Source organism: Streptomyces sp. NBC_00873 (assembly GCF_045207415.1).
GTDB lineage: Bacteria > Actinomycetota > Actinomycetes > Streptomycetales > Streptomycetaceae > Streptomyces.
Genome location: NZ_CP108803.1, coordinates 4,940,329 through 4,966,426 on the forward strand (window position 1 = coordinate 4,940,329; position 26,098 = coordinate 4,966,426).

The 26,098-nt window shown below is 71.0% G+C and carries 23 protein-coding genes and 2 pseudogenes; 19 read left to right on the forward strand and 6 right to left on the reverse strand.

Features of this window, described 5'->3' with window-relative positions; all coding sequences use genetic code 11:
• Nucleotides 1-80 precede the first annotated feature (80 nt).
• The 10 genes from fbaA to OH809_RS22815 all read left to right on the forward strand — a co-directional run bounded on the left by fbaA (nt 81) and on the right by OH809_RS22815 (nt 11,163).
• Complete coding sequence (gene fbaA, locus OH809_RS22770; protein WP_406420647.1) at nt 81-1,112, forward strand: class II fructose-bisphosphate aldolase; 1,032 nt, start codon at nt 81-83, stop codon at nt 1,110-1,112.
• Nucleotides 1,113-1,202: 90 nt separating this feature from the next.
• Entirely contained in the window at nt 1,203-2,369 is a 1,167-nt protein-coding gene (locus OH809_RS22775; protein WP_406420646.1) for a MalY/PatB family protein, read from the forward strand.
• 88 nt (nt 2,370-2,457) lie between these two features.
• Nucleotides 2,458-3,981, forward strand: a complete 1,524-nt coding sequence (locus tag OH809_RS22780) for an MFS transporter (protein WP_406420645.1) — start codon at nt 2,458-2,460, stop codon at nt 3,979-3,981.
• A 56-nt stretch (nt 3,982-4,037) separates the two neighbouring features.
• On the forward strand, nt 4,038-4,451 hold the full coding sequence (locus tag OH809_RS22785; RefSeq protein WP_030977723.1) for a DUF3151 domain-containing protein: 414 nt from the start codon (nt 4,038-4,040) through the stop codon (nt 4,449-4,451).
• 161 nt (nt 4,452-4,612) lie between these two features.
• A complete protein-coding gene (locus OH809_RS22790; RefSeq protein WP_037690734.1) occupies nt 4,613-5,461 on the forward strand; it encodes a tryptophan 2,3-dioxygenase family protein in 849 nt (282 codons plus the stop codon).
• The gene (gene kynU / locus OH809_RS22795) at nt 5,454-6,668 is read left to right on the forward strand and encodes a kynureninase (protein ID WP_406420644.1); all 1,215 of its coding nucleotides are present in this window, start codon (nt 5,454-5,456) and stop codon (nt 6,666-6,668) included. Before OH809_RS22790 ends, kynU begins: the two co-directional genes overlap by 8 nt.
• 109 nt (nt 6,669-6,777) lie before the next feature.
• A complete protein-coding gene (locus OH809_RS22800; RefSeq protein WP_406420643.1) occupies nt 6,778-7,653 on the forward strand; it encodes an alpha/beta hydrolase in 876 nt (291 codons plus the stop codon).
• A gap of 141 nt (nt 7,654-7,794) precedes the next feature.
• Nucleotides 7,795-9,114: a sensor histidine kinase gene (locus tag OH809_RS22805; protein ID WP_406420642.1), complete on the forward strand. Its 1,320-nt coding sequence runs from the start codon at nt 7,795-7,797 to the stop codon at nt 9,112-9,114.
• Nucleotides 9,111-9,773: a response regulator gene (locus OH809_RS22810; protein WP_406420641.1), complete on the forward strand. Its 663-nt coding sequence runs from the start codon at nt 9,111-9,113 to the stop codon at nt 9,771-9,773. The genes OH809_RS22805 and OH809_RS22810 overlap by 4 nt, the downstream gene beginning before the upstream one ends.
• A 160-nt stretch (nt 9,774-9,933) precedes the next feature.
• A complete protein-coding gene (locus OH809_RS22815) occupies nt 9,934-11,163 on the forward strand; it encodes a cytochrome P450 (protein WP_406420640.1) in 1,230 nt (409 codons plus the stop codon).
• Nucleotides 11,164-11,315: 152 nt separating this feature from the next.
• On the opposite strand, the gene OH809_RS22820 is transcribed toward OH809_RS22815, so the two are convergent.
• Both OH809_RS22820 and OH809_RS22825 read right to left on the reverse strand, forming a co-directional pair.
• Nucleotides 11,316-12,938, reverse strand: a complete 1,623-nt coding sequence (locus tag OH809_RS22820; RefSeq protein WP_406420639.1) for an ABC transporter permease — start codon at nt 12,936-12,938, stop codon at nt 11,316-11,318.
• Nucleotides 12,935-13,849 carry an ATP-binding cassette domain-containing protein gene (locus OH809_RS22825; RefSeq protein ID WP_406420638.1) on the reverse strand — a complete coding sequence of 305 codons (915 nt, stop codon included), beginning with the start codon at nt 13,847-13,849 and terminating at the stop codon, nt 12,935-12,937. The genes OH809_RS22820 and OH809_RS22825 overlap by 4 nt, the downstream gene beginning before the upstream one ends.
• Nucleotides 13,850-13,962: 113 nt before the next feature.
• Between OH809_RS22825 and OH809_RS22830 the strand changes: the two genes are divergently transcribed.
• On the forward strand, nt 13,963-14,499 hold the full coding sequence (locus tag OH809_RS22830) for a GbsR/MarR family transcriptional regulator (RefSeq protein ID WP_406420637.1): 537 nt from the start codon (nt 13,963-13,965) through the stop codon (nt 14,497-14,499).
• 64 nt (nt 14,500-14,563) lie between these two features.
• Here OH809_RS22830 and OH809_RS22835 read toward each other — a convergent pair whose 3' ends face one another.
• Entirely contained in the window at nt 14,564-14,836 is a 273-nt protein-coding gene (locus OH809_RS22835; protein ID WP_406420636.1) for a DUF1876 domain-containing protein, read from the reverse strand.
• Between the two features lie 140 nt (nt 14,837-14,976).
• Nucleotides 14,977-15,843 (reverse strand): diacylglycerol kinase, encoded by an 867-nt coding sequence (locus OH809_RS22840; RefSeq protein WP_406420635.1) that lies wholly within the window; start codon nt 15,841-15,843, stop codon nt 14,977-14,979.
• A 186-nt stretch (nt 15,844-16,029) separates the two neighbouring features.
• Between OH809_RS22840 and OH809_RS22845 the strand changes: the two genes are divergently transcribed.
• Complete coding sequence (locus tag OH809_RS22845; RefSeq protein ID WP_406420634.1) at nt 16,030-17,313, forward strand: adenylosuccinate synthase; 1,284 nt, start codon at nt 16,030-16,032, stop codon at nt 17,311-17,313.
• A gap of 278 nt (nt 17,314-17,591) precedes the next feature.
• Here OH809_RS22845 and dnaN read toward each other — a convergent pair whose 3' ends face one another.
• On the reverse strand, nt 17,592-18,707 hold the full coding sequence (gene dnaN / locus OH809_RS22850; protein WP_406420633.1) for a DNA polymerase III subunit beta: 1,116 nt from the start codon (nt 18,705-18,707) through the stop codon (nt 17,592-17,594).
• A 291-nt stretch (nt 18,708-18,998) separates the two neighbouring features.
• On the opposite strand from dnaN, the pseudogene OH809_RS22855 reads away from it, so the two are divergent.
• The 7 genes and pseudogenes from OH809_RS22855 to OH809_RS22885 all read left to right on the forward strand — a co-directional run.
• Nucleotides 18,999-19,400, forward strand: a pseudogene (locus tag OH809_RS22855) (transposase); the annotation flags it as partial.
• A 94-nt stretch (nt 19,401-19,494) separates the two neighbouring features.
• On the forward strand, nt 19,495-20,187 hold the full coding sequence (locus tag OH809_RS22860) for a transposase (RefSeq protein ID WP_406420632.1): 693 nt from the start codon (nt 19,495-19,497) through the stop codon (nt 20,185-20,187).
• A 373-nt stretch (nt 20,188-20,560) separates the two neighbouring features.
• Nucleotides 20,561-22,024, forward strand: a complete 1,464-nt coding sequence (locus tag OH809_RS22865; protein WP_406425042.1) for a helix-turn-helix domain-containing protein — start codon at nt 20,561-20,563, stop codon at nt 22,022-22,024.
• A 264-nt stretch (nt 22,025-22,288) separates the two neighbouring features.
• Complete coding sequence (locus OH809_RS22870) at nt 22,289-23,194, forward strand: hypothetical protein (RefSeq protein WP_406420631.1); 906 nt, start codon at nt 22,289-22,291, stop codon at nt 23,192-23,194.
• A gap of 102 nt (nt 23,195-23,296) precedes the next feature.
• Nucleotides 23,297-23,560: a hypothetical protein gene (locus tag OH809_RS22875; RefSeq protein WP_366137820.1), complete on the forward strand. Its 264-nt coding sequence runs from the start codon at nt 23,297-23,299 to the stop codon at nt 23,558-23,560.
• The gene (locus tag OH809_RS22880; protein WP_406420630.1) at nt 23,557-23,958 is read left to right on the forward strand and encodes a hypothetical protein; all 402 of its coding nucleotides are present in this window, start codon (nt 23,557-23,559) and stop codon (nt 23,956-23,958) included. The genes OH809_RS22875 and OH809_RS22880 overlap by 4 nt, the downstream gene beginning before the upstream one ends.
• Nucleotides 23,959-23,988: 30 nt before the next feature.
• Nucleotides 23,989-24,183, forward strand: a pseudogene (locus tag OH809_RS22885) (hypothetical protein); the annotation flags it as partial.
• Between the two features lie 5 nt (nt 24,184-24,188).
• Here OH809_RS22885 and OH809_RS22890 read toward each other — a convergent pair.
• The gene (locus OH809_RS22890) at nt 24,189-26,045 is read right to left on the reverse strand and encodes a serine/threonine-protein kinase (RefSeq protein ID WP_406515486.1); all 1,857 of its coding nucleotides are present in this window, start codon (nt 26,043-26,045) and stop codon (nt 24,189-24,191) included.
• Nucleotides 26,046-26,098: the final 53 nt, after the last annotated feature.

Here is a 26,098-nt window from a genome sequence, read left to right on the forward strand (position 1 = left end):
GGGAAGATGGGGGCGACGATGACGTCGCCCCCAGGTCAGGGAACCAGCAACGCACCCCGCACATCCCAAGGAGCGGACAGATGCCCATCGCAACCCCCGACGCCTACGCCGAGATGCTCGACCGGGCGAAGGCAGGCAAGTTCGCCTACCCGGCCATCAATGTGACGTCGACCCAGACCCTGCACGCTGCACTGCGCGGCTTCGCGGAGGCGGAGAGCGACGGCATCGTCCAGATCTCCACCGGTGGGGCGGAGTTCCTGGGCGGTCAGCACAACAAGGACATGGTCACGGGCGCCGTTGCCCTCGCCGAGTTCGCGCACATCGTCGCCGCCAAGTACGACATCACGGTCGCGCTGCACACCGACCACTGCCCCAAGGACAAGCTGGACGGCTACGTACGTCCGCTGCTCGACATCTCTGCCGAGCGCGTAGCCAAGGGCCTGAACCCGCTGTTCCAGTCCCACATGTGGGACGGTTCGGCCGAGACCCTCGCCGACAACCTGGCCATCGGCCAGGAACTGCTGGCCAAGGCCGCCGCCGCCAAGATCATTCTTGAGGTCGAGATCACCCCGACCGGTGGCGAGGAGGACGGCGTCACGCACGAGATCAACGACGAGCTGTACACCACCGTCGACGACGCGCTGCGTACCGCCGAGGCGCTCGGTCTGGGCGAGAAGGGCCGCTACCTGCTGGCCGCGTCCTTCGGCAATGTGCACGGCGTCTACAAGCCGGGCAACGTCGTGCTCCGTCCCGAGCTGCTGAAGGACCTCCAGGACGGCGTCGGCGCCAAGTACGGCAAGACAGCTGGTAGCCAGCCCTTCGATTTTGTCTTCCACGGCGGCTCCGGCTCCACCGAGCAGGAGATCGCCACCGCGCTGGAGAACGGCGTCGTGAAGATGAACCTCGACACCGACACCCAGTACGCCTTCACCCGCCCGATCGTGGACCACGTGTTCCGCAACTACGACGGTGTGCTGAAGGTCGACGGCGAGGTCGGCAACAAGAAGGTCTACGACCCGCGCAGCTGGGGCAAGTCCGCCGAGGCGGGCATGGCCAAGCGCGTCACGGAGGCCTGCGCCAACCTGCGGTCCACCGGCACGAAGCTGAAGTAGCAGTAGGTCTGAGAACGGCGGCCGTGGGCCCGGTACTCCCTGGGGGTGCCGGGCCCACGGCGCGTTTGCGAACGAGCAGAAGGAGCACTGGTGCAGGCGAGCGCAGGCTATGACTTCGACACCGTCGTCGACCGCAGGGGCACCTGGTGTGTCCAGTGGGACGGAGTCGCCGACCGGTTCGGGGTGGACGGGCTCCTCCCGTTCACCATCTCCGACATGGACTTCGAGACCGCCCCGGAGGTGCTGACCGCGCTGCGGACCCGCCTCGACCACGGCGTCCTCGGATACACCAGCTGGCAGCAGGACGACTTCCGGTCGGCGATAGCGCACTGGTACGGGACCCGGTACGGCACCGAGCTGGACACCGGCCGGCTGGTCTACGCCCCGTCGGTGCTCAGCCAGCTCTCGCAGCTTCTCCAGATGTGGACGGCCGAGGGCGACGGCGTCGTCGTCCACACCCCCACGTACGACGGTTTCCGCAAGGCGATCACCGGTCTCGGCCGGGAGCTGCGAGGCGTGCCGGTGGGCGACACGGAGGCGCTGGAGCGGGAGCTGGCGCGCCCCGACGCGAAGGTGCTGGTGCTGTGCTCGCCGCACAACCCGACCGGCCGGGTGTGGACGGAGCCGGAGCTCGTCGAGACGGCGGCGCTGGCGGCGCGCCACGGGGTCGCGGTGATCAGCGACGAGATCCACGCGGACTTCGTGCACGAGGGCCATCGGCATGTGCCGTGGGCGCGCGTGGCGGGCGCGGGCGGGGGCCGCTGGGCGGTGATCTCGTCCGCCTCGAAGTCCTTCAACTTCCCGGCGCTGACCGGCTCGTACGGCATCATCGGCGACCCGGCGGACCGGACGGAGTTCCTGCGGCGCATGGAGACGGCAGAGGGGCTCGCCTCCTCGGCGGTCCTGTCGCTGACCGCGCACATAGCCGCGTACCGGGAGGGCGGGGAGTGGCTGGACGCGGTCCGGGCGTACGTCCGCGACAACCTGGCGCTGGTCGCCGAACGCCTGAACACGGCCTTTCCCGAACTGTCCTGGGAACCGCCGCAGGCCGGCTACCTGGCGTGGATCGACCTGCGCCCGCTGGGTGTGGACGACGAGGCGCTGCAGCGGGCGCTGATCGAACGCGAGAAGGTCGCGATCATGCCGGGGGCGGTGTACGGCGCGGAGGGCTTCCTCCGTCTGAACGTGGGGTGCCCGCGCAGCAAGGTGGAGGCGGGCGTCGAGGCGCTGATCAGGGCGCTGGGTGTGGTGCGCTGATCCCGGCCGGACAGGGCGCAAGGCGCCCCCTCTGGCAGGTGCCCGCCCAGGACTGGCCACCTCCCCCCGGACCGGGGATGCTGCTGGCATGGGCGAGACACCTGCCGGTCAGATCCGTGCCGCCTCCGCACCCGGGCGCTGGGTCGTTCTGACCACCGTCCTCGGGTCCGCCATGGCCATGGTCGACTCCACTGTCGTCAACGTCGCCCTGCCCCGTATCGGCAAGGACCTGGGCACCGATCTCGCCGCTCTTCAGTGGACCGTCACCGCCTACATGCTGACCCTTGCCGGGCTGATCCTGCTCGGTGGGGCGCTCGGGGACCGGTACGGGCGGCGGCGGGTGTTCTCCGTGGGGGTGGTGTGGTTCGCTGCCGCCTCGCTGCTGTGCGGCGTCGCGCCGAATGCTGTCGTGCTGATTGCGGCCCGGGCCCTTCAGGGGGTGGGCGGGGCGCTCCTCACGCCCGGGTCGCTGGCGTTGATCCAGGCCAGTTTTCACCCGGACGACCGGGCGCGCGCGGTCGGGCTGTGGTCCGGCTTCGGTGGGGTGGGGGCCGCGATCGGGCCGTTCGTCGGGGGGTGGCTCGTCGACGGACCGGGGTGGCGGTGGGTGTTTCTGATCAATGTGCCGGTCGCCGCGATCTGTGTGCCGGTCGCGCTGCGGCACGTACCGGAGTCGCGGGACCCGCACGCGCACGGGCGCTTCGATGTGCTGGGGGCCGTGCTCGGCGCGCTGGCTCTGGCCCTGGTGACGTACGCGTTGATCGAGGCTCCCGGGCAGGGGGCGTCTGCTGCCGTGATCGGGGCGGCCGTGGGCGGAGTGCTGCTCGGAGTGGCGTTCGTGCAGGTGGAGCGGCGGCGGGCGAACCCCATGGTGCCGCCGTCGGTGTTCGAGTCCCGTCAGTTCACCGCCGTCAATATCGTCACGCTCTGCGTGTACGCGGCGCTCGGCGGCTATTTCTTCCTCTCCGCGATTCAGCTCCAGGTCGTGGCCGGGTACTCCGCCCTCGGCGCCGGAACCGCCCTCCTTCCGACCACGGTGCTGATGCTGCTCTTCTCCGCTTCGTCGGGCGAGCTGGGGCAGCGCATCGGCCCCCGTATCCCGCTCACCGTCGGGCCGCTGCTCGCCGCCGCCGGGATGCTGCTCATGCTGCGGGTGGGGCCCGGCGACGCCTCCGTCTCCGCGTACGTACAGCACGTGCTGCCCGCCGTCGCCGTGCTCGGCCTCGGCCTGGTCACCCTGGTGGCGCCGCTCACCGCGACCGTCCTCGCCTCCGTCGACACCGCGCGCGCCGGGCTGGCCAGCGGGATCAACAACGCCGCCGCCCGCGCCGCCGGCCTGATCGCCGTGGCCGCGCTGCCGCTGCTCGCCGGGATGGGGCCGGAGGCGTACCGCGACGCCGGTGAGTTCGCCGCGACCTTCCGGCGGGCCATGCCGATGTGCGCCGGGCTGATGGTGCTGGGCTCGGTGATCGCCTGGGCGACCGTACGGACACCGCCCGCGGCCCGGAAGGGCAAGGCGCGTCCCGAATGCACCGTGCACTGCGGTTTCGCGGCACCTCCCCTGGAGCCCGCGCGGGACGAGGACGAGGACGGGGACCCGGGCCGGGCCTGACCGCTCGGGGGCGCCCGGCTACCCCCGACGCGCATGTGCCAGGCACACTTGAACCCATGTCCATCCACGAGAACCTGCTCGGGGGGCCTCCCCCGACCCACCTGCCCGACGACCCGGAGCCGCGCGAGCTGCTCGCGAACGGCACCGCCCCCGCTGACGTCGCCGCGAAGTACCCGACCTCCTCGCTGGCCTGGGCGCAGCTCGCCGACGAGGCGTTCGAGGGCGGCCGCGTCATCGAGTCGTACGCCTATGCCCGCACCGGCTACCACCGCGGCCTCGACGCGCTCCGCAGGGCCGGCTGGAAGGGCCACGGGCCCGTACCGTTCGAGCACGAGCCGAACCGCGGTTTCCTGCGCGCCCTGCACGCCCTGGCGCGCGCCGCGCAGTCGATCGGTGAGCAGGAGGAGTACGAGCGCTGCTCGACGTTCCTCCGCGACTCGTCGCCGACCGCCGCCGAGATCCTGGGATAGCAGGCGCATACGCCCTGTTCACGGCCCCGCAGACGTATCGCCGTCTGCGGGGCCTGCGCCTTTCGCGGGGCTCCGCTTAAGATGCGGGCAGGGGACCGGAGCTCCATCACCTCACGGAAGGGGCGGACCGCTACCCGGAAGCTCGTGTCGAGGAGACAGCAATGTCGACGATCCACCCCGATCCCGAAGCCACCGGTGCGGACACCCCGCACCTGGACTTCGCGGGAACGACTCCGTACGAGGACTATGTCCAGGCGGATGTCCTGACCCACCTCCAGCACCTCCGCTCCGACGACCCGGGCGAGATGGTCTTCCTGGTCACCACCCAGGTCATGGAGCTGTGGTTCACGGTCATCGTCCATGAGTGGGAGACCGCGGCGCACGCCCTGCGCGAGGACCGGCTGCCGGTCGCACGCGACGCGCTGAAGCGGTCGGTACGGGAACTCGAGGCGCTCAACGCGTCCTGGACGCCGCTCGCCCAGCTCACCCCCGCCCAGTTCAACTCCTACCGTGGCGCACTCGGCGAGGGCTCCGGCTTCCAGTCGGCGATGTACCGGCGGATGGAGTTCCTGCTCGGCGACAAGTCCGCGTCCATGCTCGTACCGCACCGGGGCGCACCCCGCGTCCACGCCGAACTGGAGAAGGCGCTCGCCGAACCGGGTCTGTACGACGAGGTGCTCGCCCTGCTCGCTCGGCGCGGGCACGCCGTACCGCAGGCCGTGCTCGGCCGGGACCTGACGCAGAAGTACGAGCCGTCCCCCGAGGTCGAGGCCGTCTGGGCGGAGATCTACGCCGATCCCGAGCGGCACGACGAGCTCGTCCGGCTCGGCGAGGCGCTCACCGACGTCGGTGAACTGGTGTGGCGCTGGCGCAACGACCACCTCGTCGCCACCCGGCGCGCGATGGGCTCGAAGACCGGCACCGGCGGCTCCGCCGGGGTCGCGTGGCTGGAGAAACGCGCCACGAAGAACGTGTTCCCGGAGCTGTGGACGGCGCGCAGCCATGTCTGAGACCTTCGCCGCGCGGGCCGCGGCACTCGACGCCGCCGACGAACTCGCCGATCTGCGGAAGCTGTTCATCCTCGACGACACCGTCTATCTCGACGGCAACTCGCTAGGAGCGCTGCCCCGGCACATACCCGCCCGGATGCAGGAGGTCCTCACCCGCGAGTGGGGTGAGCTGCGCATCCGGTCCTGGGACGAGAGCGGCTGGTGGACCGCGCCCGAGCGGATCGGCGACCGGATCGCCCCGCTCGTCGGGGCCGCCGCCGGGCAGATCGTGGTGGGCGATTCGACGAGTGTGAATGTCTTCAAGGCCGTCGTCGCCGCGAGCAGGCTGGCGCCCGCGGGACGCGACGAGATCCTGGTCGACGCGACGACGTTTCCCACGGACGGCTACATCGCCGAGTCCGCCGCCCGGATGACCGGGCACCGGCTCGTCCCCGTCGCCCCGGCGGACGTGCCGGGTGCGGTCGGTCCGCGCACCGCGGTCGTCCTGCTCAACCACGTCGACTTCCGCACCGGCCGGCTGCACGACCTGCCCGGTCTCACCGCCGCCGTGCACGCGGCGGGCGGGCTCGCGGTCTGGGACCTGTGCCACAGCGCGGGCGCGCTGCCGGTCGGGCTCGACGCGCACGGGGTGGACCTGGCGGTCGGCTGCACGTACAAGTACCTCAACGGCGGGCCCGGTTCGCCCGCCTATCTGTACGTCGCCGAGCGGCACCAGGCGGCCTTCGACTCGCCGCTGCCGGGGTGGACCTCGCACGCCGACCCGTTCGCGATGGCGCAGGACTACGCTCCGGCGGACGGTTCCGTGCGCGGCCGGGTCGGAACCCCCGACATCCTGTCCATGCTGGCGCTCGAAGCGGCGCTGGACGTGTGGGACGGGGTGCCGGTCGAGGCGGTACGGGCCAAGTCGCTGGCGCTGACGGACTTCTTCCTGGAGTGCGTCGGGGCGTATGTGCCGGAGGGCGTGGTCGTCCCGGTCACCCCGGGGGCGCACGGGGAGCGCGGCAGCCAGGTGTCCTTGCGGTGTGTGGACGCGGCGGTCGCCGAGCCGGCGATGCGTGCGCTCATCGCCCGGGGCGTGGTCGGGGATCTGCGGCGGCCGGATGTGCTGCGGTTCGGGTTCACGCCGTTGTACGTGGGGTTCGCGGATGTGGAGCGGGCTGCGCGGGTGCTGGGTGAGGTGGTGAGCGGGCCGCTCGGCGGGGTGTGACGCCTGCCGCGTCCCCACGGTCGGTCCCCGTGGGGACGCGGTGTCCCGTGCTGATACCGTCCCCGCTGGTCAGGCCAGTTGGGCACCTCTGTCGGATGGTTGGAGCAGCATGTCGGATTCCGCCGCGCGTGATCGGGACGCAGTCGAGACCGAGTCGGCGTTCTCGCATCCGGCTGTCGCCCCCGACGCCACCGCCGCCTACGGCAACCACCCCGACCAGGTGATCGACTTCTACGCCCCACGGGACGGGCGGGCCGGGGCGCCCGTCGTGGTCCTTCTGCACGGCGGTGCGTGGCGGGCGCCGTACGACCGGCAGCATGTGTCGCCGTTCGCGGACTTCCTGGCCCGGCGCGGGTTCGCCGTCGCCAATGTCGAGTACCGGTGCGGCAGCGAGATCCCGCAGCAGCGCGGTTCCGGTCCGGTCGCGGGCCGTTGGCCCGAGACGTTCGACGATGTTGCCGCGGCGATGGACGCGCTGCCCGCGCTGCTGGCCCGTGAACTGCCGGAGGCCGATGCGCGGCGGATCGTCGTCACCGGTCACTCCGCGGGCGGTCACCTGGCGTTGTGGGCAGCGGCCCGGCACGTACTCCCGGAAGGGTCGCCGTGGCGGCTGCCGGCGGCGCCGCCGCTGCGCGGCGTTGTCGCCCTGGCGCCGATCGCCGACTTCACCACGGCGGTGGAGCTGGATGTCTGCTCCGGTGCGGTGGGTCAACTGCTCGGAAGCGAAGAGGACTTCGCGGCCAGGAGTCCGTACGCCGACCCGGCTGTGCTGCTGCCGACGGGAATCGCCACGGCGCTGGTGCAGGGACGCACTGACCTCACGGTGCCGCAGGCGGTCGCGGAGGCGTTCGTCGCTGCGGCGGCGAAGGCCGGCGAGACAGTGGGGCTGACGCTGCTGGAGGAGGTCGGGCACTTTCCGTTGATCGATCCGGCGGCGGATGCGTGTGCGGTGGTGGCGGAGGAGATTGCGCAGCTCGCGTGGTGACAGGCGGTCCCGGGGCCGTCCGGCGGCGGCCCCGGCCGTGACCGGTCCGCCCGGGTGGGTCCGAGTAGTCCTTGCGACGGATGCCGCAGGATCCGTATCACTGCTGACGACGTCGCCCGCCGGGCCGCCTACCGTGAGGGCGTGACCGAGACCACCAAGACCAGAAGTCCCGAGTTCCGGCTGGCCGCAGGGGCGATAGGCGGCCTGCGGCAGGACCTCTTCCATGATGCGTTCGCCTACCGTTATCTGCCGCCGATGCGGACCGGCCGGGCGCTGACCCGGCTGCTGTCCGAGGGGATGCGCGCGCGGGCCGGGTGGACGCCGCACGCGCTGGTCGGGCTGGCCGCGCTGATCACCGTCTTCCTAGGCCTCACCGTGGCGGACCGCTCCGGGCTGGGGTCCGGGATCGAGATCATCGTGACCGCGCTGCTCCCGGCGGTACCCGTAGTGATGACTCTGGTCAGGCCGGTCGGCGCGTTCTGGATGTCGATGGCGCTCACTCCGATGGCAGGCATCTTCGGCGACCGTGGCTGGCCGTGGACGCCGAGCATGTTCCTCGCCCATCTGGTGGTGCTCGTCGTGGTCGCCGCCCGGACCCGGCCCCGTACCGCGGCCTGGATGTGGGTGCTGACCGTGGTGCTCGGCATCGTCATGGAGAACATCGGGTGGCACGACTCCACGACCACCGCGCCCATGGCCGTGACCTCCGCGTTCGCGCTGCTCGTGGTGACCGTCGTGCAGACCCGCCGGGAAGCGGAGCGTGAGGTGACCGTGCAGCGCACCGTCACCGCCGTGGAACGCGACCGGCGCACGCTGCTGGAGGAGCGCACCACCATCGCCCGTGAGCTGCACGATGTGGTCGCCCACCACATGTCGGTCGTCGCGATCCAGGCCGAGGCGGCCCCGTACCGGGTGGAGAACCCGCCCCCCGAGCTGGAGCAGGCCTTCGTCACCATCCGGGAGAACGCCGTCGCCGCCCTCACCGAACTGCGGCGGGTTCTCGGCGTCGTACGGGCCGAGGACTACCAGGCGCCGGACGCACCGCAGCCCACCCTCGCCGAACTCGACGGACTGCTCGCCAACGTGGCCGACGCCGGCCTGGTGGCCGAGAAGACGATCACCGGCGCGGTACGTGAACTGCCGCAGGGCGTCGAGCTGTCGGCGTACCGGATCATCCAGGAAGCCCTCAGCAACACGTTGCGGCACGCCCCCGGCGCCACCGCCAAGGTCGAGATCGGCTATGTGCTGGGCGGGCTCGGGCTGCGGGTCGTCAACGGTCCGCCGACCGGTCCGGTGAAACCGTCGCAGGGTGCCGGGCACGGGATCACGGGGATGCGGGAACGGGTCGCGATGCTGAACGGCGAGATGACCGCCGAGCCGGCCGCGGACGGCGGTTACGAGATCACCGCGTTCATCCCCGTACCGCCGGCCCAGGAACCGACGCGGAGCGAGACCTCATGAACGACATACGTGTCCTGATCGTCGACGACCAGATGATGGTCCGCGAGGGTTTCTCGGTGCTCCTGGGCGCGATGCCGGGCATCGAGGTCGTCGGCGAGGCGGTCGACGGCCGGCAGGCCATCGCCCAGGCCGCAGCGCTCCGGCCCGACGTGGTCCTGATGGACATCCGGATGCCGGAGCTGGGCGGCATCGAGGCGACCCGCGAGATCGTCACCAACGACGCGGCCGCCAAGGTGCTGGTGCTGACCACGTTCGACCTCGACGAGTACGTGTACCAGGCGCTGCGTGCCGGGGCGTCCGGCTTTCTGCTGAAGGACGCCTCCGCGCGCCAACTCGCCGATGGTGTACGGGTGGTGGCGGCCGGGGAAGCGCTTCTGGCGCCGACCGTCACCAAGCGGCTGATCACCGAGTTCTCGCGGCTCGCCGGAGCCCCGCGGTCACCCGCGCTGGCTCAGATCGGCGATCTGACGGAGCGCGAGACGGAGGTGCTCGTCCTCATCGCGCAGGGGCTGTCGAACGCGGAGATCGCCTCGCATCTGGTGGTCGCCGAGTCCACCATCAAGACGCATGTGAGCCGGATCCTGGTGAAGCTCGGGCTGCGGGACCGCACGCAGGCCGCGGTGTTCGCGTACGAGGCCCGCCTGGTCACCCCCTCCTGACCTTCCTGCTCCCCTTGAGGGCCGCCCGTGACCGAGAGGCTGTCGGGCCACCTCTGATCGGGCGGTCGTGCCCTGGCACGCACGCTCCAGGCCCCGCCCGCTTCCCGATCGAAGGTAGCCCGACAGCCTCTGAACCGACCGGTCGGGTTAGCGTCGGTTCATGCACCAGTCTTCGCAGCCCGCCGCCACCGCTTCGTTCGACCCCTGGTCACAGGCGTTCGTCGCCGACCCGTACCCCGCGTACGCCGCGCTGCGGGCCGGCGGCCGGGTGCACCGGTTCGAGCCCACGAACCAGTGGCTCATTCCGCACTACGCCGATGTGTCCGCGCTGCTGCGGGACCGGCGCCTGGGCCGGACGTATCTGCACCGCTTCACGCACGAGGAGTTCGGCCGTACGCCGCCGCCCGCCGCGCACGAGCCCTTCACCACCCTCAACGGGCAGGGGATCCTCGACCTGGAGGCGCCCGACCACACCCGGATCCGGCGCCTGGTCTCGAAGGCGTTCACCCCGCGCACGGTCGAGCAGCTCGTCCCGACGGTGCGGCGGCTCGCCGCCGAGCTGGTCGACAGCTTTGTGGAGGCGGGCGGCGGCGACCTGCTCGCCGCGGTCGCCGAACCGCTGCCCGTCGCCGTCATCGCCGAGATGCTCGGCATCCCCGAGTCCGACCGCGGGCCGTTGCGGCCCTGGTCGGCGGCGATCTGCGGAATGTTCGAACTGAATCCGTCCGAGGAGACCGCGAGCGCCGCCGTCCGCGCCTCGGTGGACTTCTCCGCGTACCTGCGGGAGCTGATCGCGGAGCGCCGCAAGAACCCCGGTACGGATCTGATCTCCGCGCTCATCGCCGCGCACGACGAAGGGGAGCGGCTCAGCGAGCAGGAGATGATCTCCACGTGTGTGCTGCTGCTGAACGCGGGCCACGAGGCGACGGTCAACACCACCGTGAACGGCTGGTGGACGCTGCTGCGTCACCCCGAGCAGCTGGCGGCCCTCCGCGCCGACCACGGGCTGCTGCCCACGGCCGTGGAGGAGTTGCTGCGGTACGACACTCCGTTGCAGATGTTCGAGCGCTGGGTCCTCGACGACATCGAGATCGACGGCACGGTCATTCCACGCGGCTCCGAGGTGGCCCTGCTCTTCGGCTCCGCCAACCGCGACCCGGCGCGCTTCGCGGACCCGGACACGCTGGACCTGTCCCGGCAGGAGAACCCGCACATCACCTTCGGTGCGGGCATCCACTTCTGCCTGGGCGCGCCACTCGCCCGAGTCGAACTCGCTGCGTCCTTCGGTGAGTTGCTGCGCAGGGCGCCCCGGATGCGGCTGGCGGCCGAGCCGGAGTGGAACCCGGGCTACGTGATCAGGGGCCTGAAGGAGCTGCGCGTGGAGCTGTGACCGGAAGGTTCCACTCAGCACCCCGGTCCGCAGGGCGGCGGCGGGCCGGCGGTGTCCTCGATCTCCCCCATGGCTCAAGGCCACGGGGGACCGCCTCGACGGGCTTGAACACCGAGCCCGTCCGGCGATCGAGGGCAGGAACGGTCACCCGGTCACCCCTGCACGTCCCGCCTCCGGAGCGCTCCCAGTCCCGCCGCCACCAGGACCACCGCGCCCGCCGCGAGCCACAGCGCCGGCGGCCACTGCATCTCCGTGCCCGGCAGCTTCGGCAGGTGGCTGAAGGGTGACAGGTTCATCACCGGCTGCGGCATGTTCACCGCCGGCCCGATCCACCCCAGTGTCAGGCAGATTCCGACGACTCCCCACGAGGCCACCGCTGCCTTCGGGAGCGCGCCGTACAGCAGGACGGCGAGTCCTCCGAGCAGCCAGACGGCGGGCAGCTGCGCCAGCGACGCGCCCAGTACGGCCGGGAGTTCGTGGCCGTAGCCGACGGCCAGGCCGAGGCCGCCGACCGCCATGATCAGTGCCGCGCCGCCGAAGGCGATGACCAGATGTCCGGCCGCCCAGCCGATCCGGCTCACCCCGCCCGCCAGCACGGGTTCGGCGCGCCCCGCGGTTTCCTCGCCGTGCAGCCGCAGCACCGACGCGACGACGTACAGCGCGGCCACCATCCCCAGCATCGAGACCATCGCGGCGAGGAACGCGTCCGTCAGACCGGCCTGCCCGCCCATCCGCTCGAAGATCTCCTTCGTCTTCTCGTTGTTGCCGACGAGATCCGCCGCCCCGCCGGTGAGCCCGCCGAAGACGGCGCCGACCGCGGCGAACGACAGCGTCCACCCGATCAGAGCACCGCGCTGCAGCCGCAGCGCCAGCCCGAACGCCGTGGAGATCCGCCCTGTCGCGGGTCCGGGACGGGGCGGGAGGAAGCTCATGCCGACATCGCGCCGCCCGGCCAGGGTGTACGCGATCCCGCCCTGGAGCAGCACCGCCGCGCCGATCACCAGCAGCACCCACCACCGTTCGTCGGCGTAGGCCCGGACGTTCTCCGCCCAGCCGATCGGCGAGAGCCAGTTCAGTACGGACGAGGCGTCGTCCGTCGACGAGTCGCCCGCCGCCTTCAGGACGAACGCGGCGCCGATCACCGCCGCCGTCAGCCCCTTCGCGAGCCGCGCGCTCTCCGTGAGCTGGGCGGCGATCGCCGCGGTGCAGGCGAACAGCGCCCCGGTTCCGGCGACCGTCAGCGCGAGCGCCACCGCCCCGGCGCCGCCCGCTCCGGACCCGGCCATCCCGGCGACGATCATCAGGGCGAGCGCGGCGTCGGCGACGAATGCGGCGAGGAGGGCGGAGGTCAGCGGGGCGCGGCGCCCCACCATGGCGGAGGAGAGCATTTCCTGGCGGCCGGTCTCCTCCTCCTCGCGGGTGTGCCGGATGACGATGATCAGGCTCATCACGGCTGCCATCGCGGCGCCGAAGCCGGCCATGCGCCAGGTGACGAGCCCGCCGACGGAGTCGTTGAAGACGGGTCCGTACACCGCGCGCAGCGAACTGTTGCCATTCATCGAGGCGGCGAGTTCGGCGCGCTGGGCCGCGGTGTCGTACAGCGTGGAGAAGGACTTCCCGACGGAGGAGAACGACCCGCCGAGCACGATCACCCAGATCGGCATCATGATCCGGTCGCGTCGCAGCGCGAGCCTGAGCAGGGCTCCGGTGCCGGTGAGCTGCCCGCCCCGGGCGGGGCGTCCGGCACGGGTCGCGGGCACGGTTACGGCAGTCATCGCGCCGTCACCCCCGCGCGTTCGTCGGTGTCCGCGGCGTAGTGCCGCAGGAAGAGTTCCTCCAGCGTGGGCGGGGTGCTGGTCAGCGACCGTACGCCGGACGCGGTGAGCGACCTGAGGACGGCGTCGAGCTTGTCCGTGTCGACCTGGAGCGTGACCCGCATGCCCTGGATGTCGATGTCGTGCACGCCGGGCAAATGTGCGAGCCCGTTGGGCGCGCCGGCCAGTTCGGCGGTGATGCTCGTACGGGTCAGGTGCCGCATGTCCGCCAGGGAACCGGTCTCCACCGTGCGTCCCTGCCGGATGATGCTCACCCGGTCGCAGAGCGCCTCGACCTCGCTGAGGATGTGGCTGGAGAGCAGGATCGTCCGTCCGCGCTCGCGCTCCTCGGCGACGCAGCTCTGGAAGACCTCCTCCATGAGCGGGTCGAGCCCGCTGGTCGGCTCGTCGAGGATCAACAGGTCCACGTCGGAGGCGAACGCGGCGACGAGGGCGACCTTCTGCCGGTTGCCCTTGGAGTACGTACGCCCCTTCTTGGTGGGGTCGAGTTCGTACCGCTCGATGAGGTCGGCCCGGCGGGCCGGGTCGAGGCCTCCGCGCAGCCGGCCGTACAGATCGATCACCTCGCCGCCGGAGAGGTTGCGCCACAGGGTGACGTCACCGGGGACGTATGCCACCCGCCGGTGCAGCTCGACCGCGTCGTTCCACGGGTCCCGGCCGAGCAGCTGGACGGCGCCGGAGTCGGCCCGCAGCAGGCCCAGCAGGACCCGGATGGTGGTGGACTTTCCGGAACCGTTGGGCCCGAGGAAGCCGTGAACCTCACCGGTCTCGACCGCGAGGTCGAGGCCGTCCAGCGCGTGTGTCCGCCCGAACGACTTGTGCAGTCCGGCCACGGCGATTGCCTTCGTCATGTTTCTGAACGTACGCTATTTTCACAAACTTGTGAAGTTAAGGAAGCGTATAAAGTCGGGGTGTGGCCCGGGGCCGGGGAACCCGCAGGAAATTCAGGGGAGACGATGGGGCGATGAGCAGCGAAACCGGCGCGGACGGGCGTGAGCGCGAGCCGGAGCCCGAGCACGCGCGCGACGAGGAAGCCGTGTCGCGGTTCGTGGAGCGCTTCGCGGCCGAGATGACCGAGGCGGGCATGCAGCGGATGGCGTCCCGCGTCTTCGCGGCGCTGCTCGCGGACGACGACGGTTCCATGACCTCGGCGGAGCTCAGCGAGCAGCTTCGGATCAGCCCGGCCGCGGTCTCCGGAGCGATCAACTACCTCACGCAGGTCAGCATGGTCGGCCGCGAACGCGACCCGGGCTCGCGCAGGGACCGCTACCGCCTGCACAACGAGATCTGGTACGCCACTTTCGCCAGCCGCGACCGGGTCCTGACCCGCTGGGAGCACACCCTCAAGGAGGGCGCAGAGACGCTCGGCCCGGACACGCCTGCCGGTGCGCGGCTCGCGGAGACTGCGGAGTTCTTCGAGTTCCTGCAGACGGAACTGGTCGGCCTGATGGACCGCTGGCGCGACCACCGCAAGAAGTTGGACCTCCCGGACAGGACCTAGGCAGAACGGAAGAGCTGGGCAAGAGGCCCGGGATACTGGGTCCTGGGCCTCGGCTCGGAACGGCTCAGGTCAGCGGGTGCGACGTCCGGCCGGACGCCTGGTCGATCTCGTCGTGCGCCTTGGTCAGCAGGTTCATGGCGAGTTCGTTCAGTGCTCTGGCACCCGCGATCTCCTCGCCGACCCTCGGCTGCTGGGCATCGGAGGGGTGGCGGCTGGCGTATCCGTGCGCACGTACCTCGTTCCCGTCGGGAAGCCGTACGAGGGCGGCGGCACGGGTGCGGTGGTTGTCTTCCTCGAATTCCAGCTCGATGTGCCATCCGACAGCGGTTTTCATCATGGCGAACACCTCCAGGACCTGCTACCAGGGTGCGCCTCTTTCCGCGCCCGCGCTCGGTGTGTCAGGGGCCGGTCGCGTGCAGGTCGCGACAGGTGCGACACGTCCCCTGAACCCTCACGTACGCGCCCACGGCGCGGGGGTCATCCGCTCTCCACCGCCACCGGCAGCATCAGTCCCCACGCACCCGTCCGCACCGTCCACGTCCTCGTCCGGACCGGGCCGCCGACCTGTATGTCCGCCCGGTAGCGGAAGTCCGCGCCGGAGACCGTGACCGCCTTCGCCGCCGCGATCACCGGTTCGCCGGCCGTCGTCCGGACCACCACGTCCGCCAGGCCCCCGTCACCGCCCTGCGCGCTCACCGTCACCGATTCGACCGGGCGGTCCAGATCGTTCAGCAGCACCCCGTCCGCCTCGACCCGCAGCCGATGGGGGCGGGGCGGGGCGGGCGTGGCCGGCGACGGGGCGGGGCGGACCAGGGTCCGTACGAGGGAGCGGCAGGTGTCCCAGACCGCCGTGACACCCGTGTGCGCCGCCGCCGTCCCCGGTACCGCGGTCAGGGCGGGGATGCGCAGGGCGCCGAGGACGACACCGTCGCTGTCGTCGACCAGCAGGTCGAGCCGGCGCACCGCCCCGTCCAGTGCCGCGCGCGCCGCGGCCACCGCGCCCAGGGGCACGCCGAGCGAATGCGCGAGTTCCAGCGCGGCCGCGGCACCCACCGGGACCAGCGAGAGCGCTGCACCGGCCAGCTCCCGCTCCCGGTGCAGGAAGGCCACGGCGCGCAGCAGCGACCGGTCGTCGCCGACGACCACCAGCCGCCTGCTGCCCCGGCGGGACAAGGCCCGCGCGAACTCCTCCGGACTGTCCGGGAGGCAGATCTTGGCGTGCGAACCGGCGCTCAGCACGTCCTTCGCGATCCGGACGGACTCGCCGTCGGTCCGGCGGGCGACCGGGTCGATGACCACCAGCAGTTGGTGCGTACCGTTGCCGGGGGGCTGGGCAGCCGACACCTCGGTCCTTCCTCGGGTAGCATCTTGGTGCAAGAGCCCCTTGCGCTATTGCGCCAGGGGCTTCGTCTATTCCGGGGCACCCGGTTCGACGGTTCAGGCTTCGTCGTACATCGTCGTACGGCATGTGCGGCGTTTTCGTACGCCCCCTGACCTTGGACATGCCCCGCCCGGAAGGGGTGTACGCCTGTGCCCGCACTTGTGCTGCTCGGTGCTCAGTGGGGTGACGAGGGCAAGGGAAAGGCCACCGACCTCCTCGGTGGATCCGTGGACTATGTGGTGCGTTACCAAGGCGGCAACAATGCCGGCCACACGGTGGTCGTCGGCGACCAGAAGTACGCACTTCATCTCCTCCCCTCCGGAATCCTTTCGCCGGGGTGTACCCCGGTCATCGGTAACGGTGTCGTCGTCGACCCGGCGGTCCTGCTCTCCGAGCTGAGTGGGCTCAACGAGCGCGGCGTGGACACGTCCAAGCTGCTGATCAGCGGCAACGCTCATTTGATCACTCCGTACAACGTCACCGTCGACAAGGTGACGGAACGGTTCCTCGGTAAGCGGAAGATCGGCACGACCGGCCGCGGTATCGGCCCGACGTACGCCGACAAGATCAACCGTGTGGGCATCCGCGTTCAGGACCTGTACGACGAGTCGATCCTGGAGCAGAAGGTCGAGGCGGCCCTGGAGCAGAAGAACCAGCTCCTCGCCAAGGTCTTCAACCGCCGCGCCATCGAGTCCGGCAAGATCGTCGAGGAGATGCTCCAGTACGCGGAGCAGATCAAGCCGTACGTCGCGGACACGACGCTGATCCTCAACGACGCCATCGACGCGGGCAAGGTTGTCCTCTTCGAGGGCGGTCAGGGCACGCTGCTCGACGTCGACCATGGCACGTACCCCTTCGTCACCTCGTCGAACCCGACCGCGGGCGGCGCCTGCACCGGTTCCGGTGTGGGCCCGACGAAGATCAGCCGGGTCATCGGCATCCTCAAGGCCTACACCACCCGCGTCGGCGCCGGTCCGTTCCCGACGGAGCTGCTCGACGAGGACGGCGAGGCGCTGCGCCGGATCGGTGGCGAGCGCGGTGTCACCACCGGCCGCGACCGTCGCTGCGGCTGGTTCGACGCGGTGATCGCGCGGTACGCGACCCGGGTCAACGGTCTCACCGACTTCTTCCTCACCAAGCTGGACGTGCTGACCGGCTGGGAGCAGATCCCGGTGTGTGTCGCGTACGAGATCGACGGCAAGCGCGTCGAGGAGCTCCCGTACAGCCAGACCGACTTCCACCACGCGAAGCCGGTCTACGAGATGCTGCCGGGCTGGTCCGAGGACATCACGAAGGCCAAGACCTTCGGTGATCTGCCGAAGAACGCGCAGGCGTACGTGAAGGCGCTGGAGGACATGTCCGGCGCCCCGATCTCCGCGATCGGTGTCGGCCCCGGCCGCACCGAGACCATCGAGATCAACTCCTTCCTGTAGGACGGGACGACGCGGAGGGGGCCGGGGCGGCTGTTGCGCCCCGGCCCCCTCCGCGCGTTCACTCTTCTGCGCCGGCTCCCGCACGACCGGTTCGAAGGCGGTGGAGCCGGTCACCGTCAGGGTGTCCCGGGCGCAGCTCGGCCCGGACCGCTGTCACACACCGGTGCCGTGCCGCCGGCATGCCTTCCGCCTCCCCCGCGATGGGGAGTGGGCTCCCGACGCCCTGCGACTCCGCCTGACGCCGCGCGCTGATCCACTTCCTGTCGCGGGGGAGGCCGTCAGACCAGCGGCTTCACGGACATCAGAAGATGCCGGTGCGTGGGGCCGCCCTCGGTTTCGTCGGCCGTCCCGCCGGTGATCAGGGCGCGCTGGCCGGGACCCATCATGCGGAACTGGACGACCGGCGCGTCGAACGAGGTCAGGGCGCCCATCAGGTACGCGGGGTTGAACGCGACCGTCAGCTCGTCGGCGCCCTCCAGGGCTGCGGGCAGTCGCTGAGAGGCGACATCGTCCTCGTACCCCGCCTGAAGCAGCACCGAGCCGTCGGAGAAGGTCAGATGGAGCGGGCTGTCGCCGTCCGCGACCACCGCGACGCGCTTGACGGCCTCGACCAGGGGCGCCCGGTCCGTGACGGCGGTCGTCGGGTCCGCCATCGTGAACAGCTTGTCGTGGCGGGGGAGTCGGCCGTCCAGGAGGCGGACCGTGGTCCGCATCCCGGCGAGTTCGAAGCCGGCCGATCCGACGTCCAGTGCGACGCGGACCATGCCGGAGCGGCCGAAGGAGCGGGCGATCTCGGTCAGCCGCCGGGCCGACACCACCACATCGGCCGTGACGTCCGCCGTCTCCGGTTTCCATCCAAGCGTGCGCACCGCGAAGCGGTACCGGTCCGTGGCGGCCAGCGTCATCGTGTCGCCGTCGAGCCCCAGCCGGATCCCGGTGAGGGTCGGCAGCGTGTCGTCCCGGCCCGCGGCCACGGTCACATGGGCGACGGCCGCGGCGAACTCCTCGGAGTCCACCGCTCCCAGCACCTCGGGCAGCGGCGGCAGCGACGGATAGTCGTCGAGCGGCAGCACGGACAGCCCGAACCGGGCGCCGCCGCCGGTCACCGAGAACCGTGAACCCTCCACCGCGCACACCACCGGACTCTCGGGCAGCACCCGGCACACATCGAGCAGCCGTCGCCCCATGACCAGGACCTTCCCGGCCCGCACGGTCTCCGCCTCCACCTCGATGCAGGCGGACGCCTCGTAATCCAGGCCGGAGATCCGCAACACCTCGCCGTCGGCCTCCAGCAGCAGCCCGCCGAGCACGGGTACGGGCGACCGGGTGGGCAGCACCCGGGCCGCCCAGGCCACGGCATCGGTCAGAGCGCTGCGATCAATACGGAACTCCATGGCGGGGCCTCTCTCCGTCGGACCGGACGGGGTCCGACGCTAGAGGGCGCCACTGACATTGATACTCGTAAGTGGGTTCCGGTGGTCGTGGCTCCACCACTGACTGACGCCCTGCTGGGCTGTCCTCCGGTTGTTCTGTCCGGCTGCCGGGACCCGTTCTTCATGGCTCCGGCCAGGTGGAACATGACCTGATAGGAGCTTGGTCAGAAGCCCCCTCAATGTCCTGTCTGCCCCACCCGGCCGGGCGCCACCTCCGGCTAGGAAGGCACCTCCAGCATGACAGCAGCGGGCATGACGGACACAGCGCACGAGACCGGGTACGGAGGAGTCGACTCCCACAAGGACACGATCCACGTGGCGGTCGTCACCGACCACGGTGGCCACGTCACCGACGCCGAGTTCCCGACCACGACCGCCGGCTTCGCCGCGGCGATCGCGTTCCTCAACGCACACGGCACCGTGACCGCCGTCGGAGTGGAGGGAACCTCCTCCTACGGCCTCGGATTCACCCGTGCCGCCCGCCACGCGGGCCTGGCAGTGGTGGAGGTCAACCGGCCCGACAAGGCCGAACGCCGCCGGATCGGCAAGTCCGATCCGATCGACGCCTACGCGGCCGCCCGCGCCGCCCTGTCCGGACGGGCGGCAGCCGCGCCGAAGGATGACACCGTCAGCGGCATACGCGCCCTCCACAACGCAGCCCGGTCCGCGATCAAGGCCCGCACCGCCACCCTGAACCAGATCGGCCACATCCTCATCACCGCCCCGGACGGCATCCGCGCCAAGTACCGTGCCCTGCACGGCAAGACGCAGATCAACGCCCTCGCCCGCCTGCGACCAGCTGCATGTCGCCGTCCTGACCGCACTGAAGAGCCTCGCCCAGCGCGTCCAAGCCCTCACCACCGAGCACGACGCACTCACCGCGGCACTGGACGCCGCCGTCACCGAGCAGAATCCGGGCCTGCGCGCCGCCTACGGCGTCGGCCCCGACACCGCCGCCCAGCTCCTTGTCACAGCCGGCGGAAACCCTGAACGCCTGCGCACCGAGGCATCCTTCGCAGCCCTGTGCGGCGCCGCCCCCGTACCCGCCTCCAGCGGCAAAACCAACCGCCACCGTCTCTCCCGGGGCGGCGACCGCGCCGCCAACGCCGCTCTCTACCGGATAGCCCTCGTACGGATGGCCAGCGATGGCCGCACCCGCGACTACGTGGCCAGGCAGACCGAAGCCGGACGGACCAAGAAAGAGATCATCCGACTCCTCAAACGCGCGATCGCCCGGGAAGTCTTCCGCTGCCTCACCACAGCGGTGGCCGTCCCCGCCATCGCCGACCTGCGACCCGCGCGCCAGGCCAAGAACATCACCCTCACCGCCGCCGCCCACCACTTCAACGTCTGGCCCGCAGTCATCTCCTGCATCGAACGCGGCACCCGCCGTGACGACACCCTCGCCAATGCCTACCGCGACTGGCTAACCGCCGCTTGACAGCCAATAGGAGCATCAATCGACCGAGGTCCGGCGACGCGCGGCCGACGACAGCGGCCACCCCCGTGGGTCGCTGCCGTCGTTCACCCCGCCGTCCCCCGACGCCGGGGTGACCACGGACGGCACCCGACATCCCCCGACATCCCCCGACATCCATGCCGTCCGCGGAACACGTTCGGACTGTAGAGCGACGGGTACCCGACAGGAAGATTCAATTCGCACGGTGTGGACACCACGGGGGTAACAGTCCGCACAGCCAGACCGGTACTCTGCACTCCGGTTTCCTCCACGGCCGGGGACAGGGGACAGACGGGTACGAGTACGGAGCGGAGGGCCTGTGCGAGCGCGGGAACGGGCCGACGACGTACTGCGGATGCACCGCCTGGCCCGCGTCGGTGGCGTGCAGGAACTGCTGCGCTGGCTGTCGGGGCGCGCCGACGGCTGGGCCGGACTGCTCCACGACGACGGAACCGTCCTGCACGCCGTCGCACGGACCCCGGACCGTACGAGCGCCGCGGCCGTCACGCTCGCCTCCGACGGCGCAAGGGAACTGACGGCCCTCGGCGCACGCTCCTTCACCCTCGACCGTGGCCCGGACACTGCTCTGCTGCTCCCTCTCGACGGCCCTCCCGATGCCCGCGACGCCCGCGTCCCGCTCCTCGCCGTTGTCACGTGCCGTCCGCTGCCGGACGGGCTGGCCACGCTCCTCGCCGACGCGGTGATGCCCCTGGCCATGTGCTGGGCCGCCGAATCGGTCGAACGCAAACGCCGCCGCGTCGACCTCGCGGAGTCCCGCGGCCGGGAAGCGGTGCTGCATCTGCTGATGACCGGCCAGCTCTCCATCGCCCACCAGGTCGCGGGCGCCCTGAAGCCCAGGCTGCCCGACCCCGTCCAGGTGTGCGTGGTGGAGTGCCCGGGCGGGCGGCGGGACGAGGTGGCGAAGGTCTGCACGGATCTCTCCGGCGGACGGTCCTGGATCGTGCGGTGTCCGGTGTACGCACGCCACTTGATCCTCGTCGTGCCCGCCGGCCCGGGCGGGACCGAGCCGCGACTCGGCCGCGAAGTCGCCGTCGTGGTGGACGACTGCGTGGTCGGCGTGAGCGAGGAGGTTCCGCTCAGCGACACGGCGACCGGATACCGGCAGGCGTTCCATGCCCTGGCGGTCGCCCGCGGACTGCCGGTCCGCCACGCCCGGTTCGGCTCGGCACCGGAACCGGCGCTGCTCGTCGGCGCCGAGGGCGCACAGTGGGCCGACGCCCTGCTGGCGCCGCTCCTCACCTACCTGCCCCGGCGCAGCCAGGACCCCGGCAGTCAGGAACTGGCGGCGACGCTGGGTTCCTGGCTCGCGTTCTCGTCCCATGCGACCAAGCATCTGAAGATCCACCGCAACACCCTGTCCGCACGGCTGCGGTTGATCGGCGAGCTGCTCGGACGCGACCTCGACCGGCTCGCCGATCAGGCCGCACTCGACCTGGCGCTGCGGATCCGCGCCACACCCGCCCGCGCACCCCGTCCCGCCGAGCCCGCGAAGGGGGCCCGCTCCCTGGACGAGATCCTGCGCCGCCCGGACGTTCGGGAGTGGGCGGCCCAGCAACTGCAACCGCTCCGCCGGAACGGCGGGGCGGCCGAGGCGACGGTCCGGTGCTGGCTGGAGTGCGGGGCCCAACTGGCCCCGACCGCCGAGGCGTTGGGGATCTCGGTGCCGGGCGCCCGCAAGCGTCTCACCCGGCTCGAAGCGGCACTTCAACGCTCACTGCTCCAAACGCCCAGTGCGCGTTACGAGTTGTGGCTGGCTTTCCGGGCGCTGGACGTTGCGGGTGTCACCGTCCCAGCGTGAGTTTCACCCTCGGGGGTGAACTCATCCGGTGATCGCAGAAAATTCCGGGGGTTGAAAAGCAGTGCACCCGAAGTGGAAAACGGCAGGTCGGAGGCGGTATGGAGAGGACGCTCCGCTGTCCCCAACTGCGGTTCTGGCCAATGCTTTTGGCATTTGCGCCGGTGACGGTGTGTGGCATTGCATTCGCAGCGGAACTTCAGACATGAGAATGCCCCCGCGGTGCAGCAACACCCGGGGGCTCGACACCAGGAGTAACAGCTCCGGATGCGCATTTACCGTACAACGCCGACGCGTTCCTTCTCCACTTTCGGCAACGCACTTCTGCGTGACCGTTCCATCTCGTGGTGCGCCGCAGGCGTACTGGTGTATCTCCTCAGCCTCCCGAACGGCGCCCGTGCCTCGATCCGGGCGCTCGCCGAACAGCGCAAGGAGGGGCGTACGCGCATCGCCGACGCCCTGCGTCAGCTGGAGGATTCCGGCTATCTGCGTCGGCTGCTCCGCCAGGACCCGGCCTCGGGTGAGCTGCGGACGGTGTACGAAGTGTTCGATACCCCGCATGTCGAGCCCCCGGAAGAAGTTGGCCGAAATCAGGCCTCCGGTGAATCGGACGACGGTGGTGCGGGCCCGCTCCCCAAGGGAGAAAAGACGGGGGAACAAGAACCTCCCTCCCCGGCGCGTGAGGAACCGAGGGCGCGCAGAAGCGTCCGGCGGCTGCCTCGCCTCTCCGTGCCCGAACAGCTCAGGTCCGCCACGGAACTGCTGCTCTCGCTCGGCCGCCGCGACCCCCGCCTCACGCTCGGCACCGCGGAGGCGGTGCGGCTGGCGCCCCGGGTCGAGGAGTGGCGGGCGGCCGGGGCGACCGACGCCCAGGTGCGGGAGGCACTGACCAGTGGCCTGCCCACGCCCGTGCTGACGGCGCCGGGCCTGATCGGCGACCGGCTGATCCGCAAGATGCCCACCCGGCCCGAATCCCCTGCGCCGCCCGCGCCGCCCGCGCCCCGCGCCGAGTGCCCGGAGTGCGGAGTGCCGGTCGTGGACTCGGCGGCCTGCCGAGTCTGTGCGCCGCCCTCGGTGAATCCCGCACACGCCCGGTTCCGGGACGCCGCCGAACGGGGGCGGGCCAAGGTCCGGGCCGCCCTGGGCGCTCTTGCCGAGGCTGCGGCCACTTAGAACTCCCGGCCCGGAACAGGGCCGGGTAAGCCCAAGAGAAAGCGCAACATGACCCTCCAGCTTGACCCACCCCAGACGGTATACCGGCGGTATACTTTCGTCATGGCCGACACCACCGTCAAGGTTGACCCCGCTGTCCGTGACCGCCTCATGGTTCTCGCCCGCGAGCGCGGCCTGACCATGCGTGACCTGATCGCCGAACTGGCTGGGGCGACACCGACCCGGCCCGAACTCCAGAAGCGGTACGAGGAGACGAAGGCGTACTGCGAGACGCACTTCGGTGTGACGCTCACGGACGATGACCACGACAGGGCCGAGAAGGTCTGGCAGGACCTGGAAGCCGGCCGGCCTGTGGACAGCCTGTGACCGGGTCGACGGCGGTGATCTATGACGAGTCCGCCCTCGTCGCGCTCGGAGCAGGCAATCGGCTTGCCTCGCAGCTCGTGGTCAATACCGCGCACGGACCGACTCGGCACGTCTATGTACCGACCCTCTGCCTGGCAGCTGCGGACGGTACGAGGAAGGGGCTGGCTGATCATGTCGGTGCGCTGCCGGCCGCCGAGATCGTGGAGCTGGACTTTGCCGGTGCTTCTGCGGTGGGTGCGCTGATTCGCGATGGTGTCGAGTGGCATCTGGGCCACGCGATCCATCTCTCGCGGCCGACGCTGGACTGGCCGGACGGGCGCCCTGTGGTGACGGCAATGCCCGAGTTGTACGCGGACGTGCCGCTTGTCAGGACTATTCGGCTGCCTGACAAGCGCTGACCGGGATGAAGGCACGCAGGGCCGGATACACCCGGCACCGCCCGCAAGGCATGGCCGGACGGGGTGACGCAGCTGAACGCGCGTGCCGGGTGCGTGAGTTACGTACCGGTCCCGGCGCTGACCGGGCGGACCTGGCCGCTGGCGTGGCGCTTTCCGCCGACGGCGCCCGGCAGGTTCGTCCATACGCTGCTGCTGCTCAACGCGGCCGGAGCGGCGCTCGGCTGAACCCTTCAGCCGGTCTTCGTGTACGTGACCTTCTCGCCGGTGTCCGGGTTCTCGCGGCGCAGAGTGCCGTCCGGCAACAGGGTCAGCGTGGTGGCCTTGCCGGGGGTGCAGGACGTCATGGGTTCGCCGAGCGTGATCGTGGAGGGTCCGATGTGGATCGGTCCGTCGGGGGACGGCTCGTCGGTCAGGTCCGCCTGGAAGACGCAGCGGTAGGTGCCGCCGGTGTCGATCGGACCCTCCGCGGTGAGGGTGAGGACGGTCTGGCCGACCTTGCCCTGCTGGATGACGAGTTCGCGGGTGGAGTGGCCGGCGGGGTTGTCGATGCTGCCGGACCAGGTACCGAGGTAGCCCTCGGGTATGGAGCCGTCGCCGTTCTTCTCCTCGTCGGAGGGGGGCGGGGAAGCGTCGGAGGGGGAGTCCGACGGCTCCTCGGACGGGTCGTCGGACGTGGACGGGCTGGGCGAACTGCTCGGGGACGCACTGGACTTCGTGCCGTCGTCGCTCATGAGCGCGTACACCGAACCGCCCGCACCGATCGCGACGAGCACGGCGACCACGATGAGAGCGACGGTCGAACCCGCCCTGCGGCGTACCGGTTCGGGCTGCGCGGCGGAGGCGGGATAGTGGGGGCCGTACGGAGGCGTGGAGCCGAAGCCGGGGTGCTGCGGTGGCTGCTGCTGGTGCTGCGGATATCCGTAGCCGTACGGCTGTACCTGACCGGGGTGTGGCTGGGCGGGCAACTGCGGGTAGCCGTACGCGGGAGCAGGACCCGGTACGGGGGTTGAGGCGCCGATCACCGTGGGTATCGCATGGACCCCGTCGGGTGCTTGCGGGGCCGGAGGCTGCGGGGCGGGCGGTTCCGCCGCCGCGGGCACCGCGTCCTGCGGACCGGACGGGTCAGCCGGTTCCGCAGGCCGTTCCGGCTCCTCCGGGTCCTCCGAGTCCAGCAACTCCACCGCGTGACGGCCCAGCTGGGCGAGGAGCGCGCCCGGCAGCCACGGTTCGGCGGGGTCGTCCTCCGCCAGTCGTTCCAGGATCGCGTCCGTCGTCGGCCTGGCGGCCGGGTCCTTGAGGAGGCAGTCCCGGACGAGGTCGACCAGATCCACCGGGACGCCGGTCAGGTCCGGGTCCTCCTGCGCGATCCGGAACATCAGCGCATGGACCTCGTTGTCCGCCCCGCCGAACGGAAGCCTGCCCGTCGCCGCGTACGCCAGCACCGAGCCGAGGCAGAACACATCGCACGCCGCGGTCACCCGCTCGCCCCGCACCTGCTCCGGCGCCATGAAACCGGGCGAACCGACCAGCGCCCCGGTGCGGGTGAGACCACCGTCGGTGGCGGTGTCCAGTGCCCGGGCTATGCCGAAGTCGATGACTCGCGGACCGTCGATCGTCAGCAGAATGTTGGACGGCTTGAGGTCGCGGTGGATGAGCCCGGCGGAGTGGATGGCCTGGAGCGCGCGGGTCAGCCCGGCACCCAGGATGTGGACCGAGCGCTCGGGCAGCGGACCGAAGGCTCCCGGGGCCGGCCCCACCGGTGCGCCCGCACGCCCGGAGACGGTGACCTGGAGGGACGGTCCGGCGACGTACCCGGTCGCGACCCACGGCACGGCGGCCTCGGTGTCGGCGTCCAGTACGGGGGCCGTCCACGTCGAGCCGACCTGGCGGGCGGCCTGCACCTCCTGGCGGAACCGGTCGCGGAACTCCTGCTGCTCGGCGAGCTCCTGGCGTACCAGCTTGATCGCGACGGTACGGCCCCGGTCGGACCGGGCCAGATAGACCTGCCCCATGCCGCCCGCGCCGAGCCGCCCCAGCAGGCGGTACGCGCCGATGCGTTGCGGGTCGGCGGACCCGAGCTTTTCCATGGTGTGCGACCTCCCCCGTACGGCGACACGCCGGACGGGTCGAGAATAGCGGC